This window comes from Paraplanobispora takensis, assembly GCF_016863195.1.
Taxonomy (GTDB): Bacteria; Actinomycetota; Actinomycetes; order Streptosporangiales; family Streptosporangiaceae; genus Planobispora; species Planobispora takensis.
This window is the reverse complement of sequence record NZ_BOOK01000035.1, coordinates 101,075-120,153: the sequence shown is the minus strand read 5'-3', so window position 1 is coordinate 120,153 and position 19,079 is coordinate 101,075. Positions and strand designations below refer to the sequence as shown.

Below are 19,079 nucleotides of genomic sequence, written 5' to 3'. Positions count from 1 at the left end.
GACCACGAGCATGAGCGAGCCGCTGATCCTCCGAGTCTCACGGTGGGCGAGGGAGATCCCGGACGCCCCGGCCTACACCTTCCTGGACTACGCGGACTCCGCCGACGGCACGGAGCGCACGCTGTCCTGGTCCCGGGTGGACCTCAAGGCGAGAGCGCTGGCCGTACGGCTGCGCGAGGTGGCGCTGCCGGGGGAGCGGGCGGCGATCCTGGCGCCGCAGGGGCTGGAGTACGTGGTCGCGATGCTCGGCGCGATGTACGCCCGGGTGATCGCGGTGCCGCTGTTCGCCCCCGACCTGCCCGGCCACGCCGACCGGCTGATCCGCGCCTACGCCGACGCCGACCCCGTCTGCGTGCTGACCACGACGCCCGCGCTGGAGAGCGTGCGGACCTTCATCGACGGGCGGTCCGTCCCCCGGCCCAAGGCCGTCCTCACCCTGGACACGGTCTCCGACCTGCTCGCCGACGAGTGGGAGCCCGAGCCGATCGGCCTCGGCGACCTGGCCTACCTGCAGTACACCTCCGGATCCACCCGCGCCCCCGCCGGGGTCGAGATCAGCCACGGCAACGTCACCGCCAACGCCGAGCAGCTCTGGCGGGCCTTCCGCGCCACCCCCCGGGTGTCCACGGCGGCGCTGTGGCTGCCGCTCTTCCACGACATGGGGCTGATCGCGACGATCGCCGCGCCGATCGTCGGCGGCAACCGGGCGGTGTTCATGGACCCGGTGGCGTTCGTCATGCACCCGGTGCGGTGGCTGCGCATGCTCAGCGCGTACGACGACGTGTTCACCGGCGGGCCCAACTTCGCCTACGAGTACACGGCGAGCCGGGTGACCGAGCGGGAGAAGGCCGCGCTCGACCTGTCCGGGGTCACGGTCATGCTCAACGGCGCCGAGCCGCTGCGCGGCAGCACGATCAACCGCTTCTCCGAGGAGTTCGCCGCGTGCGGGCTGCGGCCCGAGGCGCACACCCCCGGGTACGGCCTGGCCGAGGCGACCGTGTTCGTCACCGCGATGGACCGCGACCTGCCCGTGCGGGTGACGGCGTTCGACAGGGACGCGCTCACCGCAGGGCGGGCCGTACCCGTCACCGGGCAGGACGCCGGGCGGGGCCGGGTCAGCGAGCTGGTGTCCTGCGGGGTGCCGACCGGGCAGGACGTGGCCGTCGTCTCCGCGTACGGCCGGGCCGTACCCGACGGGGAGGTCGGCGAGATCTGGGTGCGCGGGCCGAACGTGGCGCGGGCCTACTGGCGCGACGAGGAACGCAGCGCGGAGGTCTTCGGCAACGAGCTGGAGGGCGAGGAGGGCACCTGGCTGCGCACCGGGGACCTGGGCGTGGTCCACGACGGCGAGCTCTACGTCACCGGCCGCATCAAGGACCTGGTCATCGTCGACGGGCGCAACCACTATCCGCAGGACGTGGAGGTGACCGTGCAGGAGGCCGACGAGGCCGTCCGCAGGGACCACGTGGCGGCGTTCGCGGCCCCGGGCGAGGAGACGGAGCGGCTGGTCGTGGTGGCCGAGCGCTCGCGCAGGGCCGAGGGCCGCGACCCCGATGAGATCGCGGCCAACGTCAGGGCCGCCGTCGCCAGGAACCACGACCTGCGGGTGCACGAGTTCGTGCTGGTCGAGGCGGGAGCCGTACCGCGCACGTCCAGCGGGAAGATCGCCCGCCGCGCGTGTGCGCAGGCCTACCTGGACGGCGCCTTCACGACGGCGGCAGAGGGCTCCCGGACCTGATGTTCGAGTCGCTTGGACGGACCGTCTACCGCGGACGCTGGTCCCTGCTCGCACTCGGGACCCTGTTCGCGATCCTGGCCGGATACTTCGGTCTGGGGCTGTTCGGCCGGATGTCCGACGGCGGGTTCGACGATCCGGGCGCCGAGTCGACCATGGCCGCGCAGTGGGGCGGCAAGTGGTTCGGCGGCAGCGCGCCCGACGTGGTGGTGCTCTACACGAACCCGGCGGTCGACGTCGACGACGACCGGTTCAGGGACGCGGTGGACGCGGCGCTGAAAGCGCTGCCCGCCGAGCACGTCGCCCGTTACTCCACCTACTGGAGCACCGACGCCAAGGAGCTCGCCTCCACCGACCGGCACTCCACCTACGCGCTGGTCAGCCTGCGCGGCGGCGAGCCGGTCAAGCAGAGCGGCTACGACGCGATCAGGGACCGGATCCGCGACGCCCCCACCGGCTACACCGTCCGGATCGGCGGCCGGATCCCGCTGCTCGAGGACCTCAACACGCAGACCGGCCTCGATCTGCAGCAGGCCGAGGCGATCTCGATGCCGGTCCTGCTGGTCCTGCTCGTCATCGTCTTCGGCAGCCTGGTGGCCGCCGGGCTCCCGCTCGTCGTCGGCCTGCTGTCGGTGATCGGCGCGCTGGCGCTGCTCCGGCTGCTCACCGAGATCACCGATGTCTCGGTCTTCTCGCTGAACGTCGTCACGATGCTCGGTCTCGGCCTGGCCATCGACTACTCGCTGTTCGTCCTGAACGCCTTCCGCGAGGAGATCCGCCGCGATACGCCGGTGGAGACGGCCGTCGTGCGGACCATGATGACGGCCGGGCGGACGGTCGCCTTCTCCGGCCTGACCGTGGCGACCGCGCTGTGCGGGCTTCTGCTGTTCCCGCAGATGTTCCTGCGCTCGATCGGGCTGGGCGCGGCGGCGGTGGTGCTCGTCGCGATGGCGGCGGCGCTGATCGTGCTGCCCGCCCTGCTGGCGGTGCTCGGCCCGAAGGTGGACGCCGTCAGGGTCGTGCCGGACTTCGGCGGCCGGCACCGGGGCGGGACCTGGCACGCCATCGCCTCCAGCGTGATGAGACGCCCCGTGATCTATCTGGTGGGCGTCGGCGTGCTGCTGGTCGCGCTGGCGGCGCCGTTCGGGCACGCGCGGTTCGGCAGCGTGGACCACCGGGTGCTGCCCGAGGGATTCGAGAGCCGTCAGGTCGCCGAGCGGATCGACCGGGACTTCGCCAGGAACGCGATGTCGCCCATCGACGTCATCGTGCTCGTCGAGCGCGACCTGGTCGGGCCGATGACCGCCGCGGCCCCGGGGGCGCTGTCCTCGGACGTGGGCGGGCAGCCCGGTCCCGTCGGCACCGGCAACTCCGGGATCACTCCGGTCACCGAGATCGGCCCGCTGGACGTCAAGCCCTTCGCGGACCGGCTGGAGAAGCTGGACCACGTCACCGGGGTCGACGTCACGGGCGTCTCGCAGAACAACGGCGCGGTACGGCTGGCGGTCCGCTATGACAAGGACCCGATGTCCGACGAGGCCAGGGCGCTGGTCCAGGAGATCCGCGACCTGTCCTTCGAGCCGAACATCCAGGACGTCGTCGTCGGCGGGCCCACCGCCGCCCAGCTCGACCTGGAGTCCAGCCTGAAGTCCACGCTGCCGTGGACCGCGCTCATCGTCTGCCTGATGACCGGCCTGCTGCTGTTCGCCGCGTTCGGCTCGATCCTGCTGCCGATCAAGGCGATCCTGATGAACGTCGTGTCCCTGGGCGCCTCCTTCGGAGTGATCGTGTGGGCGTTCCAGGACGGGCACCTGGCCGACTTCCTCGGCTTCACCCCCACCGGGAGCATCGAGGCGACCATCACGGTGCTGATCCTGGCGGTGGTGTTCGGCCTGTCGATGGACTACGAGCTGTTCCTGCTCAGCCGGGTCCGCGCCGAGTGGCTGCGGACCGGGGACAACACCGCCGCCGTGGCGGCCGGGCTGGAGCGGACCGGCGGAATGATCACCAGCGCCGCTCTGCTGCTGCTGGTGGTCATCGCGGCCTTCTCCACCGCCGGGATCACGGTGGTGAAGATGCTCGGCGTCGGCATGTTCGTGGCCATCGTCGTGGACGCCACCCTGGTCCGCGCCCTGCTGGTGCCCGCGACGATGCGCCTGATGGGCAACGCCAACTGGTGGCTGCCCGCCTCCCTGCGGAGCTTCCACCGCCGGATCGAGATCCGCGAGCACGTCCTCCCCCGCGGGGAGCTCCCGGCCGGCCGCAGCACCTATGTCACCGTGGAACGCGAAGACGGCCCCACCTCCCCCCGCACCCCCCGCCCCCTGGCACCCGCCTCGGCCCGCTCCCTGGCGTCAGCCTCGGCCCGCCCTCTGGAACCGGCATCGGCTCGTCCTGCGAGGTCCGCCTCCGCGCATCCCTTGGAACCCGCCTCGGCCCGTCCCCTTGAGCCCGCCTCGCCCCACCGCGCGGAGCCGGATTCCCCCCGCCGCTTGGAGACCGCCTCCGCCCACCCCATGGAGCCGGTCCCGGCCTACCGCGCGGAGGCCGCCTCCCCGCGCCACAGGGAGTCGTCCTCCCGCCGCCTGAAGTCCTTCCTCGCCCGCCGTACGGAGTCCCCCTCGGCGCCCACCCCCCAGCCTCCCCCTCCCGCGCCGCGGCTCTCCCCTCTGATCCCGTCGTCCCGGGCTTCCCGCTCCCCGGACCCCGTCCCCCAGACCCCCGCGCCGCCCCCGCAGGCCTCTTCACCGGCACCGCAAGTTTCCCCACCGGCCTCCCCGCCCGACGACCCGGCACCGAAGTCGCACTCCCGCCAGCAGCGCTCGAACCCCTATCCCTGGCTCCCGCTGGACGCCCCGTCCCCGCAGGCTCCGGTGAACGGCCCCGCGTCCCGGCCTCCGGCACCCGAACCCGGTCTCCTGCCGTCCCCGGTACCCCCGAAGCCTCCCGCGCAGGCCGTACCGACGGGCGCCCCGACCCCCGCGCGCAAGCGCAGGAAAGTCATCAAGCCCAACGTGGACGGCCCCGGCTGGCACTGGGCCGAGGAGGACGAAGACCCCTCCCCACCCCCTCAGACCCCGGCACAATCCGTTCCGGAAGCGGTACAGGCCACTCCACCCGCTCCAGAGGTACGGCCCGGCCTGCCCGCGCAGGGAGCGCCGTGGCCCGGTTCGCCCGCTCAGGAGGCGGTACGGCCCACGCCGCCTGCTCAGGGAGCGCCGTGGTCTGGTTCGCCTGTTCCGGGAGAAGGGGCTCCTGTTCCGACTTTCCAGGCAGAAGGCCGGACGGCCCTGACGCCACCTCCGGCGCAGCCGGCCTCCGCCCCGTCGCCTGAGCGGCAAACGCCGAACGCCTCCCCGGCACAGCCGACTCCACCGCCTGCACGGTCTGCGCCGACTCCGCCCACTCCGCTGCCTCCGCCGTCCGTACGGCCTGCGCCGACTCCGCCCACTCCGCTGCCTCCGCCGTCCGTACGGCCTGCGCCGACTCCGGCGACTCCCGCACCCTCCGCACCACCGGCGCTCCCGCGTGATCCCGAGGCGGATGCCGAGGACGCGCGCCCCGTACGGCGCGAGCCGGTGGTCAGCAGTCACCTCATCGACCAGTTGGAGCCGCCGGTACGGCGTCAGGCCGGCAGGGCGATCGTCCCGATCACCGGCCCTCCGGTCGCCGAACCCACCGGGCCCGTTCCCGGAACGGCGGCAGAGGCCGGGCCCGCCGTACCGCCCGCGCCGACTGGGCCGGTGGTCGTGGAAGGGGTCACCAGGGCTGCGTCGGCGTCCCCGGAGGAGCCGGTGCCGGCCGTATCCGAAGGACCTGCCCGGGCTCCTGGGACGCCGCCTCCGGTGCGGCCGGTTCCCGAGCCGTTGCGGCCGCGGCGTGAACCCCCACGGCCGGAGAACCCGCCCGCTCCGCCTCCCGCGCCGGAGCCTGAGCCTGCTCCGCCGCCCGTGCCTGTTCCCAGGCAGGAACCGGAGCGGAAGCCGGGACGGGCCGCGGGATGGGTGGCCGTCGAACGGCGGACCACCAGGGTCGTACGGCCCAAGGCCGGTGGGGCCGGATGGGAATGGGTGGAGGTGGAGGAGGGGTGAGCGACCTCACCGCCCGGCCGTCCCCGCCCGGGGGAGCCGTCCTCTCCTCCCCGCCGCGCCCGGGGGACCGGCGGGGGCTGCTCCTGCTGGTCGTCGGGCTGGCCGGGTTCGTGACGACCCTGGACAACACGGTCGTCACAGTCGCTCTGCCCACCATCCAGAGTGAACTGCGTACGACGCTGGCGGCGCTGGAGTGGGTCGTCACCGGGTACGTTCTCACCTTCTCGGGGCTGATGCTCGCCGGGGGCAGGCTGGCCGACGTGTACGGCCGTCGCACGGTCCTGATCGCCGGGCTCGCGGTCTTCACGGCGGCCTCTCTCGGGGCGGGGCTGGCGACCTCGGCGGGTGGGCTGGTCGCGGCCCGGCTGGTGCAGGGGTGCGGGGCCGCGCTGATCCTGCCCGCGATGCTGGCCGTGGTGTCGGTCGGCGGCGACGACCGGCGGAGGTCGGTCGGCGTCGCGGTCTGGATGGCCTCCGGGGCGGCCGCCCTCGCGCTCGGGCCGGTCGTCGGCGGCTGGATCGCCCAGCATTTCCACTGGAGCTGGATCTTCCTGCTCAACGTCCCCCTCGGCGTATTGATGATCGCTCTCGCGATCGCCGCCGTGCCCGACTCCCGGGACGAGGCCGCCGCCCGCGTGGACGTCCCCGGGGTCGCGGCCTCGGTCGTCGCACTCTCGGCGGGCACGTTCGGGCTGACCTTCGGGCCCGAGCTGGGCTGGGCCTCGCCGGTGATCGTCGCCGCGCTGGCGGTCGCCGCGGTCGCCGCGGCCGTCTTCGTCACGGTGGAGAGGATGGGCCGGGAGCCCATGGTCGACCTGGCGCTGTTCCGGGCGCGGGCGTTCACCGGCGGGGTGATCGCCCAGGTGCTGTGGGGGCTCGGCGTCAACGGCGTGTTCTTCTTCACGGCGCTGTTCCTGCAGGGGGTGCTCGGCTTCAGCCCGGCGATGTCGGGCCTGGCCTTCGTGCCCCTGGCCCTGCTCGTCGTGGTGGTCACCCCGCTGGTCCCGGCGCTGGAGCGCCGTCTCGGCGCGGCCCGCACGGTCGCGCTGGGCCTGGTGCTCGTGGCGGCGGGCATGGTGGCGGTGGCCTTCCTGCGGCCGGGGGACGGCTGGGCCGGGCTGCTGCCCGCCGTGTGCGTGATCGGGATCGGCTCGGCGCTGACCATGCCGCTGGGCTCGGCGGTCCTGGGCGCCGTCCCGGAGGCGCGGGCGGGCGTCGCGGGAGGGGTGTTCAGCGTCGCGCGCGAGGTCTCCGGGCTGTTCGGCATCGCGGTCGTCGGTGTGATCGTCAACGGTTCCGCCAGCTTCACCCTCGGCTACTCCGCCGGTCTGCTCACCGCGGCCGGGCTCGTCACGGTGGGGGCCGTCGTCAGCCTGGTGACCCTCCGGTGAGGGTCGCGATCCTGGCCTTCGGATCGCGGGGGGACACTCAGCCGTGCGTGGCCCTCGGCGCGGGGCTCGCCGCGCGCGGGCACCGGGTGACGGTCGTCGCGGCCGGGCGGTACGGCGGGCTGGCCGGGGAGGCGGGGCTGGGATTCAGCCCGATCAGCGTGGATCCGCTGCGGATCGTGGAGTCCGAGGAGGGGCAGGCGTGGCTGCGCAGCGGGCCCGCCGGGTTCGTCCGGGGATTCCGCCGGGTCGTGGAGCCGCTGGCCGAACGGCTCGCCGCCGAGGTGGACGCGGCCTGCGCGGGCGCCGAACTGGTCCTGGCCCCGGCGCTGGGCGGGTTCGGGCACCACCTGTCGGAGCGGTACGGCATGCCGTACGCGCTCATGCACTTCCAGCCCAGCGAGCCCACCCGGGCCTTCCCCAACCCGCTGGTCCCCCTGCGCACGCTCGGGGCCTGGGGCAACAGGGGCAGCTACGCCCTGATCGAGGGGCTGAGCTGGCTGCTGCTCGGCCGCATGGTCAACCGGCTCAGGGGCCGGGTGCTCGCGCTGGACCCCATGCGCGACAGCCCGTTCCGGAGCGCGCGGGCCGGTGCGGTGCCGGTGCTGTGCGGGGTGAGCCCGGTGGTCGTCGGCCGCCCGGCGGACTGGCCGCCGTATGTGCACCTGACCGGCTACTGGCCGCTGGAGCGCCCGTGGAGCCCGCCGCCGGAGCTGGAGGTCTTCCTGAAGGACGGGCCGCCCGTCGTCTACGCGGGTTTCGGCAGCATGGCCCCGGCCGATCCGGGCGCGACCGCCGAGACGGTGGTGGCGGCGCTGCGCGCGGCCGGGGTGCGCGGGGTGCTGCAGGGCCTGCCGTACGGCGGGGCGGACGACATGTTCGTGATCGGCGAGGCGGACCACGCCTGGCTGTTCCCCCGGGTGGCGGCCGTGGTGCACCACGGGGGCGCGGGCACGACGGGGACCGCGTTGCGGGCCGGGGTGCCGGGTGTGATCTGCCCGTTCTTCTCCGACCAGCCGTTCTGGGGCGCGAGGGTGGCCGCGCTGGGAGCCGGGCCCGTCCCGCTGCCGGTGCGGCGGCTGACGGCGGAGGCGCTGGCCGCGCGGGTGGCGGCGGCCGTACGGGACGGGGGGATGCGGGCGGCGGCGGCGCGGCTGGGAGAGCGGCTGCGGGCCGAGGACGGGGTCGCGCGGGCGTGTGACGCGCTCGGTATGTGAAGGGCGCCGGGAGCGGCGGGGCGCGGGGCCGCGGGATGTGGGAAGGGCGGCGTGGCTGGGGCTGCGGGGGCCGGGGTGCCGGAAGTTTGACGAATCCCTTACCGGATCTGTTCGGACAGTGATGATCTGGATAGGGTTCAATGCGGTTGTTTTGACCGGCTTTCCCGGGGAGTTTCAGGACATGCGAATCACTCTGCGGCGGGCTGTCGCCGTCGGCTCGATGCTCACCCTGATCGGTGTCGTGACCCCCGCCGCGGCGGCCTCCTCACAGGACGACCCCCGCAGCTGCCGGGACCTGATGGGCGCCGACGCCCCGGCCTTCATCCAGTGCCGCTGGCTGGCCAAGCCGGAGGAGGCCTACGACGTCGTGAAGTTCTGGGCGGAGAACGACAACGCCCACCTCAAGGAGGCCAACCCGTACGAGGGCAAGTTCATCGACTGCTCGGCCCCCGGGAACTCCTGCCCCGAGCTGGAGGGCGACGGCGCCGTCGGCGACGAGAACTCCCCGATGCCCGAGGGCGGTGAGGACACCGGCGCTCCGCAGTGCGAGGTCGGTGAGAACTGCTGGGTCGATGGGCACGAGGAGGGCGGCGACGGCACGGTGAGCGCGCCGGAGCCGGGCAGTCCCGCCGACCCCTCCGCGCGGAGCCGGACGACGCCGACCGCGCAGCCCGCCGCCCCCGCCGTGCAGCCGGCGACGGCGCAGGAGATCGCCGCCGCCGCGCGGACCCCGGCCGGGCAGGCGGTCGCCGCGGCCGGGGCCAACGGGCTCCGGGTCTGGATCGACACCGAGCTGGCCGACGACTGGAAGGCGGGCACCGCGGCCTTCACCGCGGCCGTCAGGCGGATCGGCGCGCTGGCCGCGCGGCCCGAGGTGGCCGGGATCCGCTACACCTCGCAGCTCGGCTACAACACGACGTTCGCGACCCAGGAGGAGATCACCGCCTTCGTCTCCGCCGCCTCCGCCGCGCTGCGCCAGGCGGCCCCCGGCAAGCAGCTCGGGCTGCACACGGTCGTGCCCGTGTTCGCCTGCGGCGCGCAGGAGGAGTGCAAGGCCGAGATGGTCAAGCGCCACCCGCTGCTCGCGCCGGAGAAGGTCGAGTCGCACCTGATCGCCGGGTACGCCGACCAGATCACCCTCGACACCGGCCTGCTGTACGGGGGCTACGAGACCTGGAAGATCGACGCCGAGGCGGCCGGGAAGAACCAGTGGATCCAGGTCCGCGCCCGCGCCTGGGACGTGCTGGCCCAGGTCGCGGCCGAGGAGACCGGCCTGGCCGGTGACGTCACCGCCGAGCAGGTCGCCACCCGGGTCTCCGCGCCGGTCATGGACGGCGCCGCCCAGCAGGTCAACGTGTGGACCCGCGTGCCGGACGCCCAGGGCGCCGTGCAGAACCTGACCGCCTGGGACGCGCTGGAGAAGCTGGGCCCGATCCAGCGCCGCATGGCCGCCGTCTACAACCCGTCGGCGCCCATCACGGACGTGGCCGCCGACCTGAAGAAGGTCGGCGGAGTCTTCGGCCAGGTCTACCTGACCGCGTCCTGAGGGTCCTGAGGGCTCTTCACGGCTCCTGGTCCAGCAGGCCCCAGCCGGAGTCCTCGCCCGGCGCGGGGGCGGCCTTCAGCCCGAGGGCCTTCAGGATCATCGGGAAGGAGCGCTTGAACTCGCGTTCCCAGTAGGGCCAGGTGTGCGTGCCCTTCTTGTACAGGTGCACCACCGGCTTGATCCCGTACAGCCGGAGCTTGGCGACCAGGTGCCTGGCGGTGTAGGCCGAGACCGGCTCGCCCAGGTGGGCCGGGTGCCAGGGGGCGCCGGGCGGGTCGAGCTCGCCGTTGAGGCTGGTCGTGCCGCTGGAGATGTAGATGCTCGTGCCGCGCAGGTTCCCGGCCAGATGGGCCGGGTCGTTGGCCCGCCAGATGTCCCGGTTCCTGATCGGGTCGCCCCACAGCGCCTTCGGGTCCTGCCCCTCGGCGGCCTGGGCGTTCATGATGATGTCGGGGATGCCCGGCAGGCGGGTGGACATGACGCCGCTGTAGGAGCCGACGAAGCGGAACATGCCGGGGTGCCGCGCGCCGTACTTCATCGCCCCGTAGGCGCCCATCGACAGGCCCGCGACGGCTCTGCGGGTCCCGGCCCGGTAGCCCACCTCAAGAAGGCGGCGCACCTCGTAGGTGTGGAAGGTCTCCCACGCGGGCGGGCCGCCCTTGCCCTTGTTGTACCAGTTGCTGTAGTTGCCGGCCCGGCCGGCCTCGGGCATGACGATGATCGCGTCGACGTTCTCGGTCAGCTCCTCCACCCCGGTCATCCGGGTCCAGGAGGTGTAGTCGTCCGCGCCGCCGTGCAGCAGGTAGAGCACCGGCCAGGTCCGCTTGGCCCGCTTCGACCAGCCCTCGGGCAGCAGCAGCCGGACCGGCAGCATCGCGTTGACCGAGGGCGAGGAGATCGTGATGTCGAGCGTGCGCGAGTCGAGCCGGCGCTCCTTGACCACGCGCGCGCCACCGGGGTACGCGGCCTGCCACGGGCCCGACGGGCTCTTGCCCTTCGGGGCGGGCTCCGCCTGCCGGGTCCCGTCCGTCGCGGCCGGGTACGGCGGTGCGGCCGCGTGCGCCGCTCCCGGCAGGCCGACGGCCACCGCGGTCGCGAGCGCGAGGAGCCCGTGTCGAACAGCTCGCATCGTCTTTCCCTCCACCGGCCTGAAGACAGGGGCCGTGGCAGGCGACCCTAGACCCGGTGATCGAGGGTGCCTATACGTGCGCGCAACGAAACCGGGAGGGCACGTTGAGCCCCGCGCACAAATCGCCCCTCCCCTGTGGTCGTTATCACAACCGTGACAAAACGCCCTGGTGGATTGTGGGTTGACAGGTCTGCCTCACAACGAGGCCTCTCGCGTAAGTTGGCCGATCACTTCGGCTGTTCTGGGGAGTCGCCTCGTGGACCTGCTCGGTGAAGACGAGATCCGCCGCTTCCTGACGGAACGGATCGCCGCCCGCTGCCGCCTTCCTCTCACCGGCGTCGACCCCGACCGTCCCCTGGAGGAGTTCGGCCTGTCCTCGCGGGACGCGGTCGCCGTGGCGGGGGAGCTGGAGGGGCTGCTGGGCCGGGAGCTGGGGCCCACGCTGGTCTGGGAGTACCCGACGATCAACCGCCTCGCCCGGGGGCTCGCCTCCGGCGCGGCGCCCGCCCCCCAGGCCGTACGGAGCGCCGACCCCGACGAGCCGATCGCGGTGATCGGCGTCGGCTGCCGCCTGCCCGGCGGGGTGCGCGGGCCCGGCGACTTCTGGCGGCTGCTCATGGCGGGCGGCGACGCGGTGGGCGAGGTGCCCGAGGGACGCTGGGAGGCCTTCGACGACGGGTCCGCGCACACGGCCGAGGTGCTGGCCGGCACCACCCGGCACGGCGGTTTCCTCGACGACGTGACCGGGTTCGACGCCGACTTCTTCGGGATCGTGCCCGGTGAGGCCGAGACCATGGACCCGCAGCAGCGCCTGCTGCTGGAGACCGCCTGGGAGGCGCTGGAGCACGCCGGGCTCGCGCCCCGCTCGCTGCGCGGCAGCCGTACCGGGGCGTTCGTCGGCGTCTCCGGCAACGAGTACGCGTATCTGACCACCGCCGACCTCACGAAGGTGGACGCCTGGACGGCGACGGGGGCGGCCTTCAGCATCGCCGCCAACCGGCTGTCCTACGTGCTCGACCTGCGCGGGCCCAGCCTGGCGGTGGACACCGCCTGCTCCTCGTCCCTGGTGGCCGCGCATCTGGCGGTGCGGAGTCTGCGGTCGGGCGAGAGCGACCTGGCGCTGGCGGCCGGGGTCAACCTGCTGCTGTCACCGGTGGTCACCGTGGCCTTCGATCGGGGCGGGGGGACCGCGCCCGACGGGCGGTGCAAGGCCTTCGACGCCTCGGCCGACGGGATGGTCCGCGCCGAGGGGTGCGGGGTCGTGGTGCTCAAGCGGCTGTCGGACGCGCGGCGCGACGGGGATCGGGTGCTCGCGGTGGTCCGCGCCACGGCGGTGAACCAGGACGGCCGCTCCAACGGCCTGGTCGCCCCCAACCCCGAGGCGCAGGAGGAGCTCCTGCGCACCGCCTACGCCGGTCTGGAGCCGCCGGACTACATCGAGGCGCACGGCACCGGGACCTTCCTCGGCGACCCCATCGAGGCCCGCGCGATCGACGCGGCCCTGCCCCCGGGGCACCGGGTGCTCCTCGGGTCGGCCAAGAGCAACCTCGGCCACCTGGAGGCCGCCGCCGGGATCACCGGCCTGATCAAGACCGTGCTCGCGCTGCACCACGGGGTGATCCCGCCGAGCGTCCACTTCCGCGAGCCCAACCCGCACATCCCGTGGGACCGGCTGGAGGTCGTCACCGCCCCCACGCCGTGGCCGGGCGGGCGGGCCAGGGCGGGGGTGTCCTCCTTCGGCTTCGGCGGGACCAACGCCCACGTCGTGCTGGACCGCGCCGAGACCCCGCAGGCCCCGCAGGTCCCCGGCGGGCCTCGCTCCGGCGGAGAGCGGGAGCCGGACGCCGCGCGGGTGTTCCTGCTGACGGACGCCTCGGCGGAACGGGTGCGGGCGTACGCGGGGGTGCTGGCGGACCGGCTCGGACCCGGCGCCGGGCGCACCGCGGGCGGCGCCGGGGAAGACGCAGCCGATGACGGGCGCGCACCGGGCGACGCCGAGGATGCGCCCGCGCCGGACGACGTCGCGTACACGCTCGCGCGGCGGGCCGGCCGGGGCCGGATCGGGGCCGCCGTGGTGGCGCGGGACACCGGGGAGCTGGTGGCCGGTCTGCGGGCCGTACACGAGGGGCGGGTCCCTACGGGACCGGCCGCGGCGGGCGGGGGACCGGTGTGGGTGTTCTCGGGGTACGGCTCGCAGTGGACCGGGATGGGCGCCCGCCTGTACGCCGGCGAGCCGGTCTTCGCCGCGGCGATCGACGAGCTCGACCCGCTGTTCCTGGCGGAGGCGGGCATCCCGTTGCGGGAGATCGTCGCCGGAGGTCGCGAGGTCGAAGGCGTGGCCGTCGTCCAGCCGGTGATCTTCGCGGTGCAGGTGGCGCTGGCCCGGCTGTGGAGGGCCTGCGGGGTACGGCCCGCCGCGGTGATCGGCCACTCGATGGGCGAGGTCGCCGCGGCCGTGGTCGCGGGCGGGATCGGCCCGGCCGACGCGGTCCGGGTGATCTGCCGCAGGGCCCGCCTGCTGGGCACGCTGGGCGGCGGCGGCGCCATGGCCGTGCTGGAGGTGGCCGCCGAGGAGGTCCCGGACGACCTGCACGTGGCGGTCCACGCCTCGCCGCGGCAGTGCGTCGTCACCGGCGACCCCGGCCGGGTCGCGGCCTTCGCCGCCGAGGTGGAGGCGCGGGGCCTGCTGGCCCGGCTGCTGACCGCCGAGGGCGCCGGGCACTCGCCCCAGGTCAAGCCGCTCCTGCCGAAGCTGCGCGAGGCGCTGGAGGGCATCGCGGGCGGTAAGCCGGAGATCCCGTTCTACTCGACCGTCTTCGACGACCCCCGGGAGATCCCCACCTTCGAGCCCGCCTACTGGGCGGCGGGGGTGCGCCGCCCGGTCCGGCTGCTGGCCGCCGTCCGGGCCGCCGCCGAGGACGGCCACACCGTCTTCACCGAGATCAGCCCCCACCCGGTCCTGGCGGCGCCGCTGCGCGACACCCTCGGGCGCGACGCGGTCGTCACCCACTCCCTGCGCCGCGGCCACGACGAGGAGTTCCCCCTCCAGCTGGCCGCCGTCGCCGTCGCCGCGCCCTCCGCCGTGCTCGCCCGGCCCGGCGCGGTCGTCGACCTCCCCCCGTCACCCTGGCGGCACGAGCGCCACTGGGCCCCGGCCGCGCGCCGCTCCGCGCTCCCGCCGGGCGCCCACCCCCTGCTCGGCGTGCACGTCGAGGGGCCCGCCGGGCACGTGTGGAGCACCGTCGTGGAGGATCTGTCGGACGCCCCCTGGCGGCTGGACCCCGCGATCTGGCGCCCGCACGGCCTGCCGGTCCTGCCGCTGGCCGCGGTGGCCGCGCTCGCCCAGGCCGCCGCCGCCGAGGTGTACGGCGGAGCCGAGCTGACCGACGTCACCCTGGACGCCCTGCTGCCGCTGCCCGCCACGATCACCACCACCCTGACCCCCTCGGGCGGGGTCGAGATCGACGCCAGGAACGCCGCGGGGATCTGGGTCCGCCACGGCACCGCGACCGTCGCCGTCGACTCGCCCCCCGCGGACGCGCCTCCCCGCCCCGCGGAGCTGGCCGCGCGCCTGGGCGCCGCCTCCCCGGCCGACCCCGCCGAGATCCCCGTCGAGATCGAGCACCTCGCCGCGGACGGCACCCCCACGGGCGTGCAGACCCGGCGGATCCCGCCCACCGCCGTACCGGTCCCGCTGGCGGCCAAGCTCCTGAAGCGCGTGTGGGCGCAGAGCCCGCTCGCCCCGGAGGCGCGGCCGGGCCGGAGCTTGATGATCATCGCCGATGAGGGGGACACGCGGGCCGAACGACTGGTCCCGGCTCTCGGCGCCGCCGGGCACACCGTCCGGCGCGCCCCGCTGCCCCGGATCTCCGCGGCCCGCAACGTCTCCCAGCCGGTCCCCTCCCTCCTCGTCCCGGCCCAGCGTCCCGCGCCCGCCGCGCAGCCCGCTTCCCCCGGAACGGCGTCCCCCGTCTTCGACCCCGAAGAAGATGTGGTGATCATGGTCCCCGCCGGGCTCGATCCGGCCGGGGCGGAGAGGCTGCTGCTGGCCGTCGCGATGATCGTCGGTGACCTCCCGGGATCCGGCGGGACACGCCTGCGCCTGGTCACCGAGCGGGCGCAGGCCGTACGGGAGGGGGAGCGGGGCGACCCCGGCGCGGCGGCACTGCGCGGCCTGGTGCGGGTCCTGGCCTTCGAGCACCCCGGGCTGCGCGCCTGCCTGCTCGACGTCGACGGCCCCGAGGCGCTCGTGGCCGAGCTCACCGGGCCGGAGGACGAGGCCCCCGACGACGAGGTCGCCTGGCGCGACGGCGTCCGGTACGGCGCCCGCCTGGCCGTGCCGCCCCCGCCGGTCCGGCGGCCGGGCCGGCCCGTCGTGCGGCGCGGCGGCGGATACCTGATCACCGGTGGGTACGGCGGGCTGGGCCTGGTGGTCGCCCGGTGGCTGGCCGAGCGGGGAGCCGGGCGCATCGTGCTCGGCGGGCGTTCGGGGCCGTCCCGGGAGGGGGCCGCGGTCATCCGGCGGCTGCGGGAGTCAGGGACCGAGGTCCGGGTGGTGACCGGGGACCTGGCCGAGCCCGGCGTGGCCGCGCGCCTGGTGGAGGCCGTCACCGAGGGCGGCCTGCGGCTGCGCGGGGTCGTGCACGCGGCCGGTGTGCTGGAGGACCGCCTGCTCGCCGACATGGGGGCCGGGGATCTGCACCGGGTCTGGTCGGCCAAGGTCCACGGCGGCCTGGCCCTGCACGAGGCGACCCGGGAGGCCGATCCCGACTGGTGGGTGGCGTTCTCGTCCGCGGCGGCGTTGCTCGGGTCGCCGGGACAGGCCGCCTACGCGGCGGCCAACGCCTGGCTGGACGCGTTGTGCGCGCTGCGCCGGACGGAGGGGCTGCCCGCCACGACGATCAACTGGGGCACCTGGTCCGAGGTCGGCGGCGCGAGCGGGGCGGCGCTGCCCGCGGTCGCGCCGATCACCCCCGAGGAGGGGGTGGAGGCGCTGGAGGCCCTGCTGGGCGGGGACGCGGACGCGGCGGGCGTGGTCCGGCTGGACGCGGCCATGGCCGTGGCGGCCTTCCCCGGCATCGCGCGCATGCCGTACTTCGCCGAGCTGGCGGGCGGCGCGACCGGTGCGGAGTGGGGCGGGAGCGAGGCCCTGGGGGAGATGGACCCGGACGAGGCCCTGGCGGCGATCACGGCCAAGGTGCGGGAGCGCACGGCCGTGGTGCTGGGGTTCGAGGAGTCCTGGCTGGAGGACGGCACGGTGCTGACCGAGGCGGGGCTCGACTCGCTGGCGGCCACGCGGGTGCGCGGGACGATCGAGCACGACTTCGGGGTGGGCCTCCCGGCGGCTCTGCTGCTCCAGGGGGCGACGCTCGGCGACGTGGCCGCGGCCGTCGCGGCGGAGCTGGGCATCCGGGGGACCGGGCCCGCGGTCCGGCCGATCGAGCCCAGGGACGCGGCGGAACGCCAGGTCGTGACCGTCCTGACGCAGGTCCTGGGGCGCACGCCCGGGGTGAACGAGGAGATCCCGGCGGACGTCCTGCCCATCGTGCTGGGCGTCCTCAGCCGCGAGGCCGGCCGTGAGCTCGTCGCGGAGGGCGTCCTGACCGGCGCCCGGATCGCCGACCTCGTCCGGGCCGTCGACGAGGAGGAGGCCGCCCAAGGGGTCGTCCGTCCCCTGACCGAGGCCGCCCGCGCCTACCTGGCCGCCCGCCGTACCGAGGCGCCGGGCGCCGCCGCACTCCCGCCCGCCGTACCGGCGCCGGCAGAGGAGACGGACGCGCGAGCGCGGGGGGTGGCGGCATCGACCGGCGAGGCGTCGGGGGCGCCGTTGTTCCTGGGGCATCCGGCCGGGGGGACGACGGGGGTGTACGCGACGCTGGCCGGGCTGCTGGGGCGGGAGCGGGTGGTCTTCGGGCTGGAGCGGCTGGAGGAGGGCGCGGGGTCCGGGGGCGGGCCGGAGGTGACCGAGCGGGCGGCCCGGTACGTGGAGGAGATCAGGAAGGTGCAGCCGGAGGGCCCCTACCGGCTGGGGGGATGGTCGTTCGGGGGGGTCCTGGCCTTCGAGATCGCGCGGCAGCTGGGGGCGGAGGACGTCGAGCTGGTCGCCATGATCGACTCGGGGCTGCCGGACGAGACGGACCCGGGGGAACGGGCGGGGATCACCGCCCGCAGGTACGCGGACTTCGCCGCCTACCTGCGCGAGACCTACGGGGCGCGGATCGAGCTGTCCTACGACGAGCTGGCGGAGCTGGACGAGGCGGGACAGCTCGCGCTCGCCGGGGAGCGCGTCGCGGCCGCCGGGGTGCCGGACATGCTGGGCGAGGCGATCCTGCGCCACCAGATCAACTCCCACGAGGACACCCGGGCCCTGGAGCGCTATCGGCCGGGGACCTACGAGGGCCGCGTGGTGCTCTACCGCTCCACCGAGCCGACCCCGTGGGCGGTCGAAGACGCCCGCTACGCCCACGCCGACGACCCCACCAGGGGGTTCGGCCCCCACAGCCCGGGGCTGGAGATCGTCACGGTCCCCGGATCGCACCACCTCAACCTGCTCGACCCGCCCCACGTCGAAGTCATCGCCGTTCACCTTGGAGGCCAGCAATGACCCTCGCCCAGGCCGTCGTCGACGGTGCCGACCCCGAAGAGCTCGCCCGCCTGGAGGTCCCCTCGACCTTCAAGGCGGCCCACACCCGCAAGGACGAGGTCGGCATGTTCGGCCGCGTCCCGCACGGCGTCGACGGCGTGGACAAGGACATCACCAAGTCCATCCACGTGGACGAGGTACCGATGCCGGAACTCGCCCCCGACGAGGTGCTGATCGCCGTCATGGCCAGCGCCATCAACTTCAACACCGTGTGGACGGCCATGTTCGAGCCGATCCCCACCTTCGCCTTCCTGGAGCGCTTCGGCCGCACCGACCCCCGGCACGACCAGGACTTCCACGTCCTCGGCTCGGACGCCTCCGGCGTGATCGTCCGCATGGGCGAGGCCGTCCGGCACTGGAAGATCGGCGACCGGGTCGTCACCTCGCCCGCCTACGTGGACGAGCAGGACCCGATCACCCACTCCGACTCCATGCTCGGCGAGGACCTGCGCGCCTGGGGGTTCGAGACGAACTACGGCGGGCTGGCCGAGTTCGCGGTGGTCAAGGCCACCCAGCTGCTGCCCAAGCCCAGGCACCTGAGCTGGGAGGAGGCCGCCTGCAACATGCTGTGCGCCTCCACCGCCTACCGCATGCTCGTCGGGGAGCGCGGCTCCCGGATGAAGCAGGGGGACGTCGTGCTGATCTGGGGCGCCACCGGCGGTCTGGGCGCGTACGGCGTGCAGCTGGTGAGGAACGGCGGCGGCATCCCGGTCGGCGTGGTCAGCTCCCCGCAGAAGGCCGACCTGCTGCGCCGGATGGGCTGCGACCACATCGTCGACCGCTCGCAGTTCGACCACCTCGACGACGAGAAGTCCTGGCGCAAGTTCGGCGCCGAGATCCGCCGGCAGGTCGGCGAGGACCCGCACATCGTCTTCGAGCACACCGGCAAGGACACCTTCGGCGCGTCCGTCTACGTCGCCCGGCGCGGCGGCTCGGTGGTCACCTGCGGCTCCTCCAGCGGCTACGCCCACGCCTACGACAACCGGCACCTGTGGATGAAGCTCAAGAGCATCATCGGCTCGCACGGGGCGAACTACCAGGAGTGCCACGAGGTCAACCGGCTGCTCTCGCTGGGCATGCTGCAGCCCACCCTGTCGACGGTCTATCCGCTGGAGCGGACCGGCGACGCGGCCCGCGCCGTGCAGTGCAACGAGCACGTCGGCAAGGTGGGCGTGCTGGGCCTGGCCCCGGCCGAGGACCTCGGGATCGAGGACCACGCGCTCAGAGAGCGCGTCGGCGAGGACAGGATCAGGATGTTCCGGGGCTGAGGCCGGATGTCCGCGGACCCGGTCTCCCCGGTCTCCCCGGCGGACCGGCCCGGCGCACGGGC

At 74.6% G+C, this 19,079-nt stretch carries 8 protein-coding genes; 7 read left to right on the top strand and 1 reads right to left on the bottom strand.

Annotated features, from left to right (window positions below):
* Nucleotides 1-10: 10 nt before the first annotated feature.
* The 5 genes from Pta02_RS23950 to Pta02_RS23930 all read left to right on the top strand — a co-directional run bounded on the left by Pta02_RS23950 (nucleotide 11) and on the right by Pta02_RS23930 (nucleotide 9,977).
* Nucleotides 11-1,738, top strand: a complete 1,728-nt coding sequence (locus Pta02_RS23950; RefSeq protein ID WP_203877165.1) for a fatty acyl-AMP ligase — start codon at nucleotides 11-13, stop codon at nucleotides 1,736-1,738.
* Nucleotides 1,738-5,826, top strand: coding sequence for an MMPL family transporter (locus tag Pta02_RS23945; protein WP_203877164.1), 4,089 nt, complete (start codon nucleotides 1,738-1,740; stop codon nucleotides 5,824-5,826). Before Pta02_RS23950 ends, Pta02_RS23945 begins: the two co-directional genes overlap by 1 nt.
* A complete protein-coding gene (locus Pta02_RS23940; RefSeq protein WP_239131187.1) occupies nucleotides 5,823-7,217 on the top strand; it encodes an MFS transporter in 1,395 nt (464 codons plus the stop codon). The genes Pta02_RS23945 and Pta02_RS23940 overlap by 4 nt, the downstream gene beginning before the upstream one ends.
* The gene (locus Pta02_RS23935) at nucleotides 7,214-8,431 is read left to right on the top strand and encodes a glycosyltransferase (RefSeq protein WP_203877162.1); all 1,218 of its coding nucleotides are present in this window, start codon (nucleotides 7,214-7,216) and stop codon (nucleotides 8,429-8,431) included. The genes Pta02_RS23940 and Pta02_RS23935 overlap by 4 nt, the downstream gene beginning before the upstream one ends.
* Before the next feature lie 181 nt (nucleotides 8,432-8,612).
* Nucleotides 8,613-9,977, top strand: coding sequence for a hypothetical protein (locus Pta02_RS23930; protein WP_203877161.1), 1,365 nt, complete (start codon nucleotides 8,613-8,615; stop codon nucleotides 9,975-9,977).
* Between the two features lie 16 nt (nucleotides 9,978-9,993).
* Here Pta02_RS23930 and Pta02_RS23925 read toward each other — a convergent pair whose 3' ends face one another.
* A complete protein-coding gene (locus Pta02_RS23925) occupies nucleotides 9,994-11,106 on the bottom strand; it encodes an alpha/beta hydrolase (RefSeq protein WP_203877160.1) in 1,113 nt (370 codons plus the stop codon).
* Nucleotides 11,107-11,362: 256 nt separating this feature from the next.
* Here Pta02_RS23925 and Pta02_RS41980 point away from each other — a divergent pair, with 256 nt between their 5' ends.
* Nucleotides 11,363-17,710, top strand: a complete 6,348-nt coding sequence (locus Pta02_RS41980) for a type I polyketide synthase (RefSeq protein WP_203877159.1) — start codon at nucleotides 11,363-11,365, stop codon at nucleotides 17,708-17,710.
* Nucleotides 17,707-19,017 carry a crotonyl-CoA carboxylase/reductase gene (ccrA, locus tag Pta02_RS23915; protein ID WP_203877158.1) on the top strand — a complete coding sequence of 437 codons (1,311 nt, stop codon included), beginning with the start codon at nucleotides 17,707-17,709 and terminating at the stop codon, nucleotides 19,015-19,017. Before Pta02_RS41980 ends, ccrA begins: the two co-directional genes overlap by 4 nt.
* The last annotated feature ends 62 nt before the right edge of the window (nucleotides 19,018-19,079 follow it).

Excerpts from the sequence above, each read along its gene's own strand:
- Pta02_RS23930 (WP_203877161.1), top strand. The coding sequence starts at position 8,613 with ATGCGAATCACTCTGCGGCGGGCTGTCGCCGTCGGCTCGATGCTCACC.
- Pta02_RS23950 (WP_203877165.1), top strand. The coding sequence starts at position 11 with ATGAGCGAGCCGCTGATCCTCCGAGTCTCACGGTGGGCGAGGGAGATC.
- Pta02_RS23945 (WP_203877164.1), top strand. The coding sequence starts at position 1,738 with ATGTTCGAGTCGCTTGGACGGACCGTCTACCGCGGACGCTGGTCCCTG.
- ccrA (WP_203877158.1), top strand. The coding sequence starts at position 17,707 with ATGACCCTCGCCCAGGCCGTCGTCGACGGTGCCGACCCCGAAGAGCTC.
- Pta02_RS23925 (WP_203877160.1), bottom strand. The coding sequence starts at position 11,106 with ATGCGAGCTGTTCGACACGGGCTCCTCGCGCTCGCGACCGCGGTGGCC.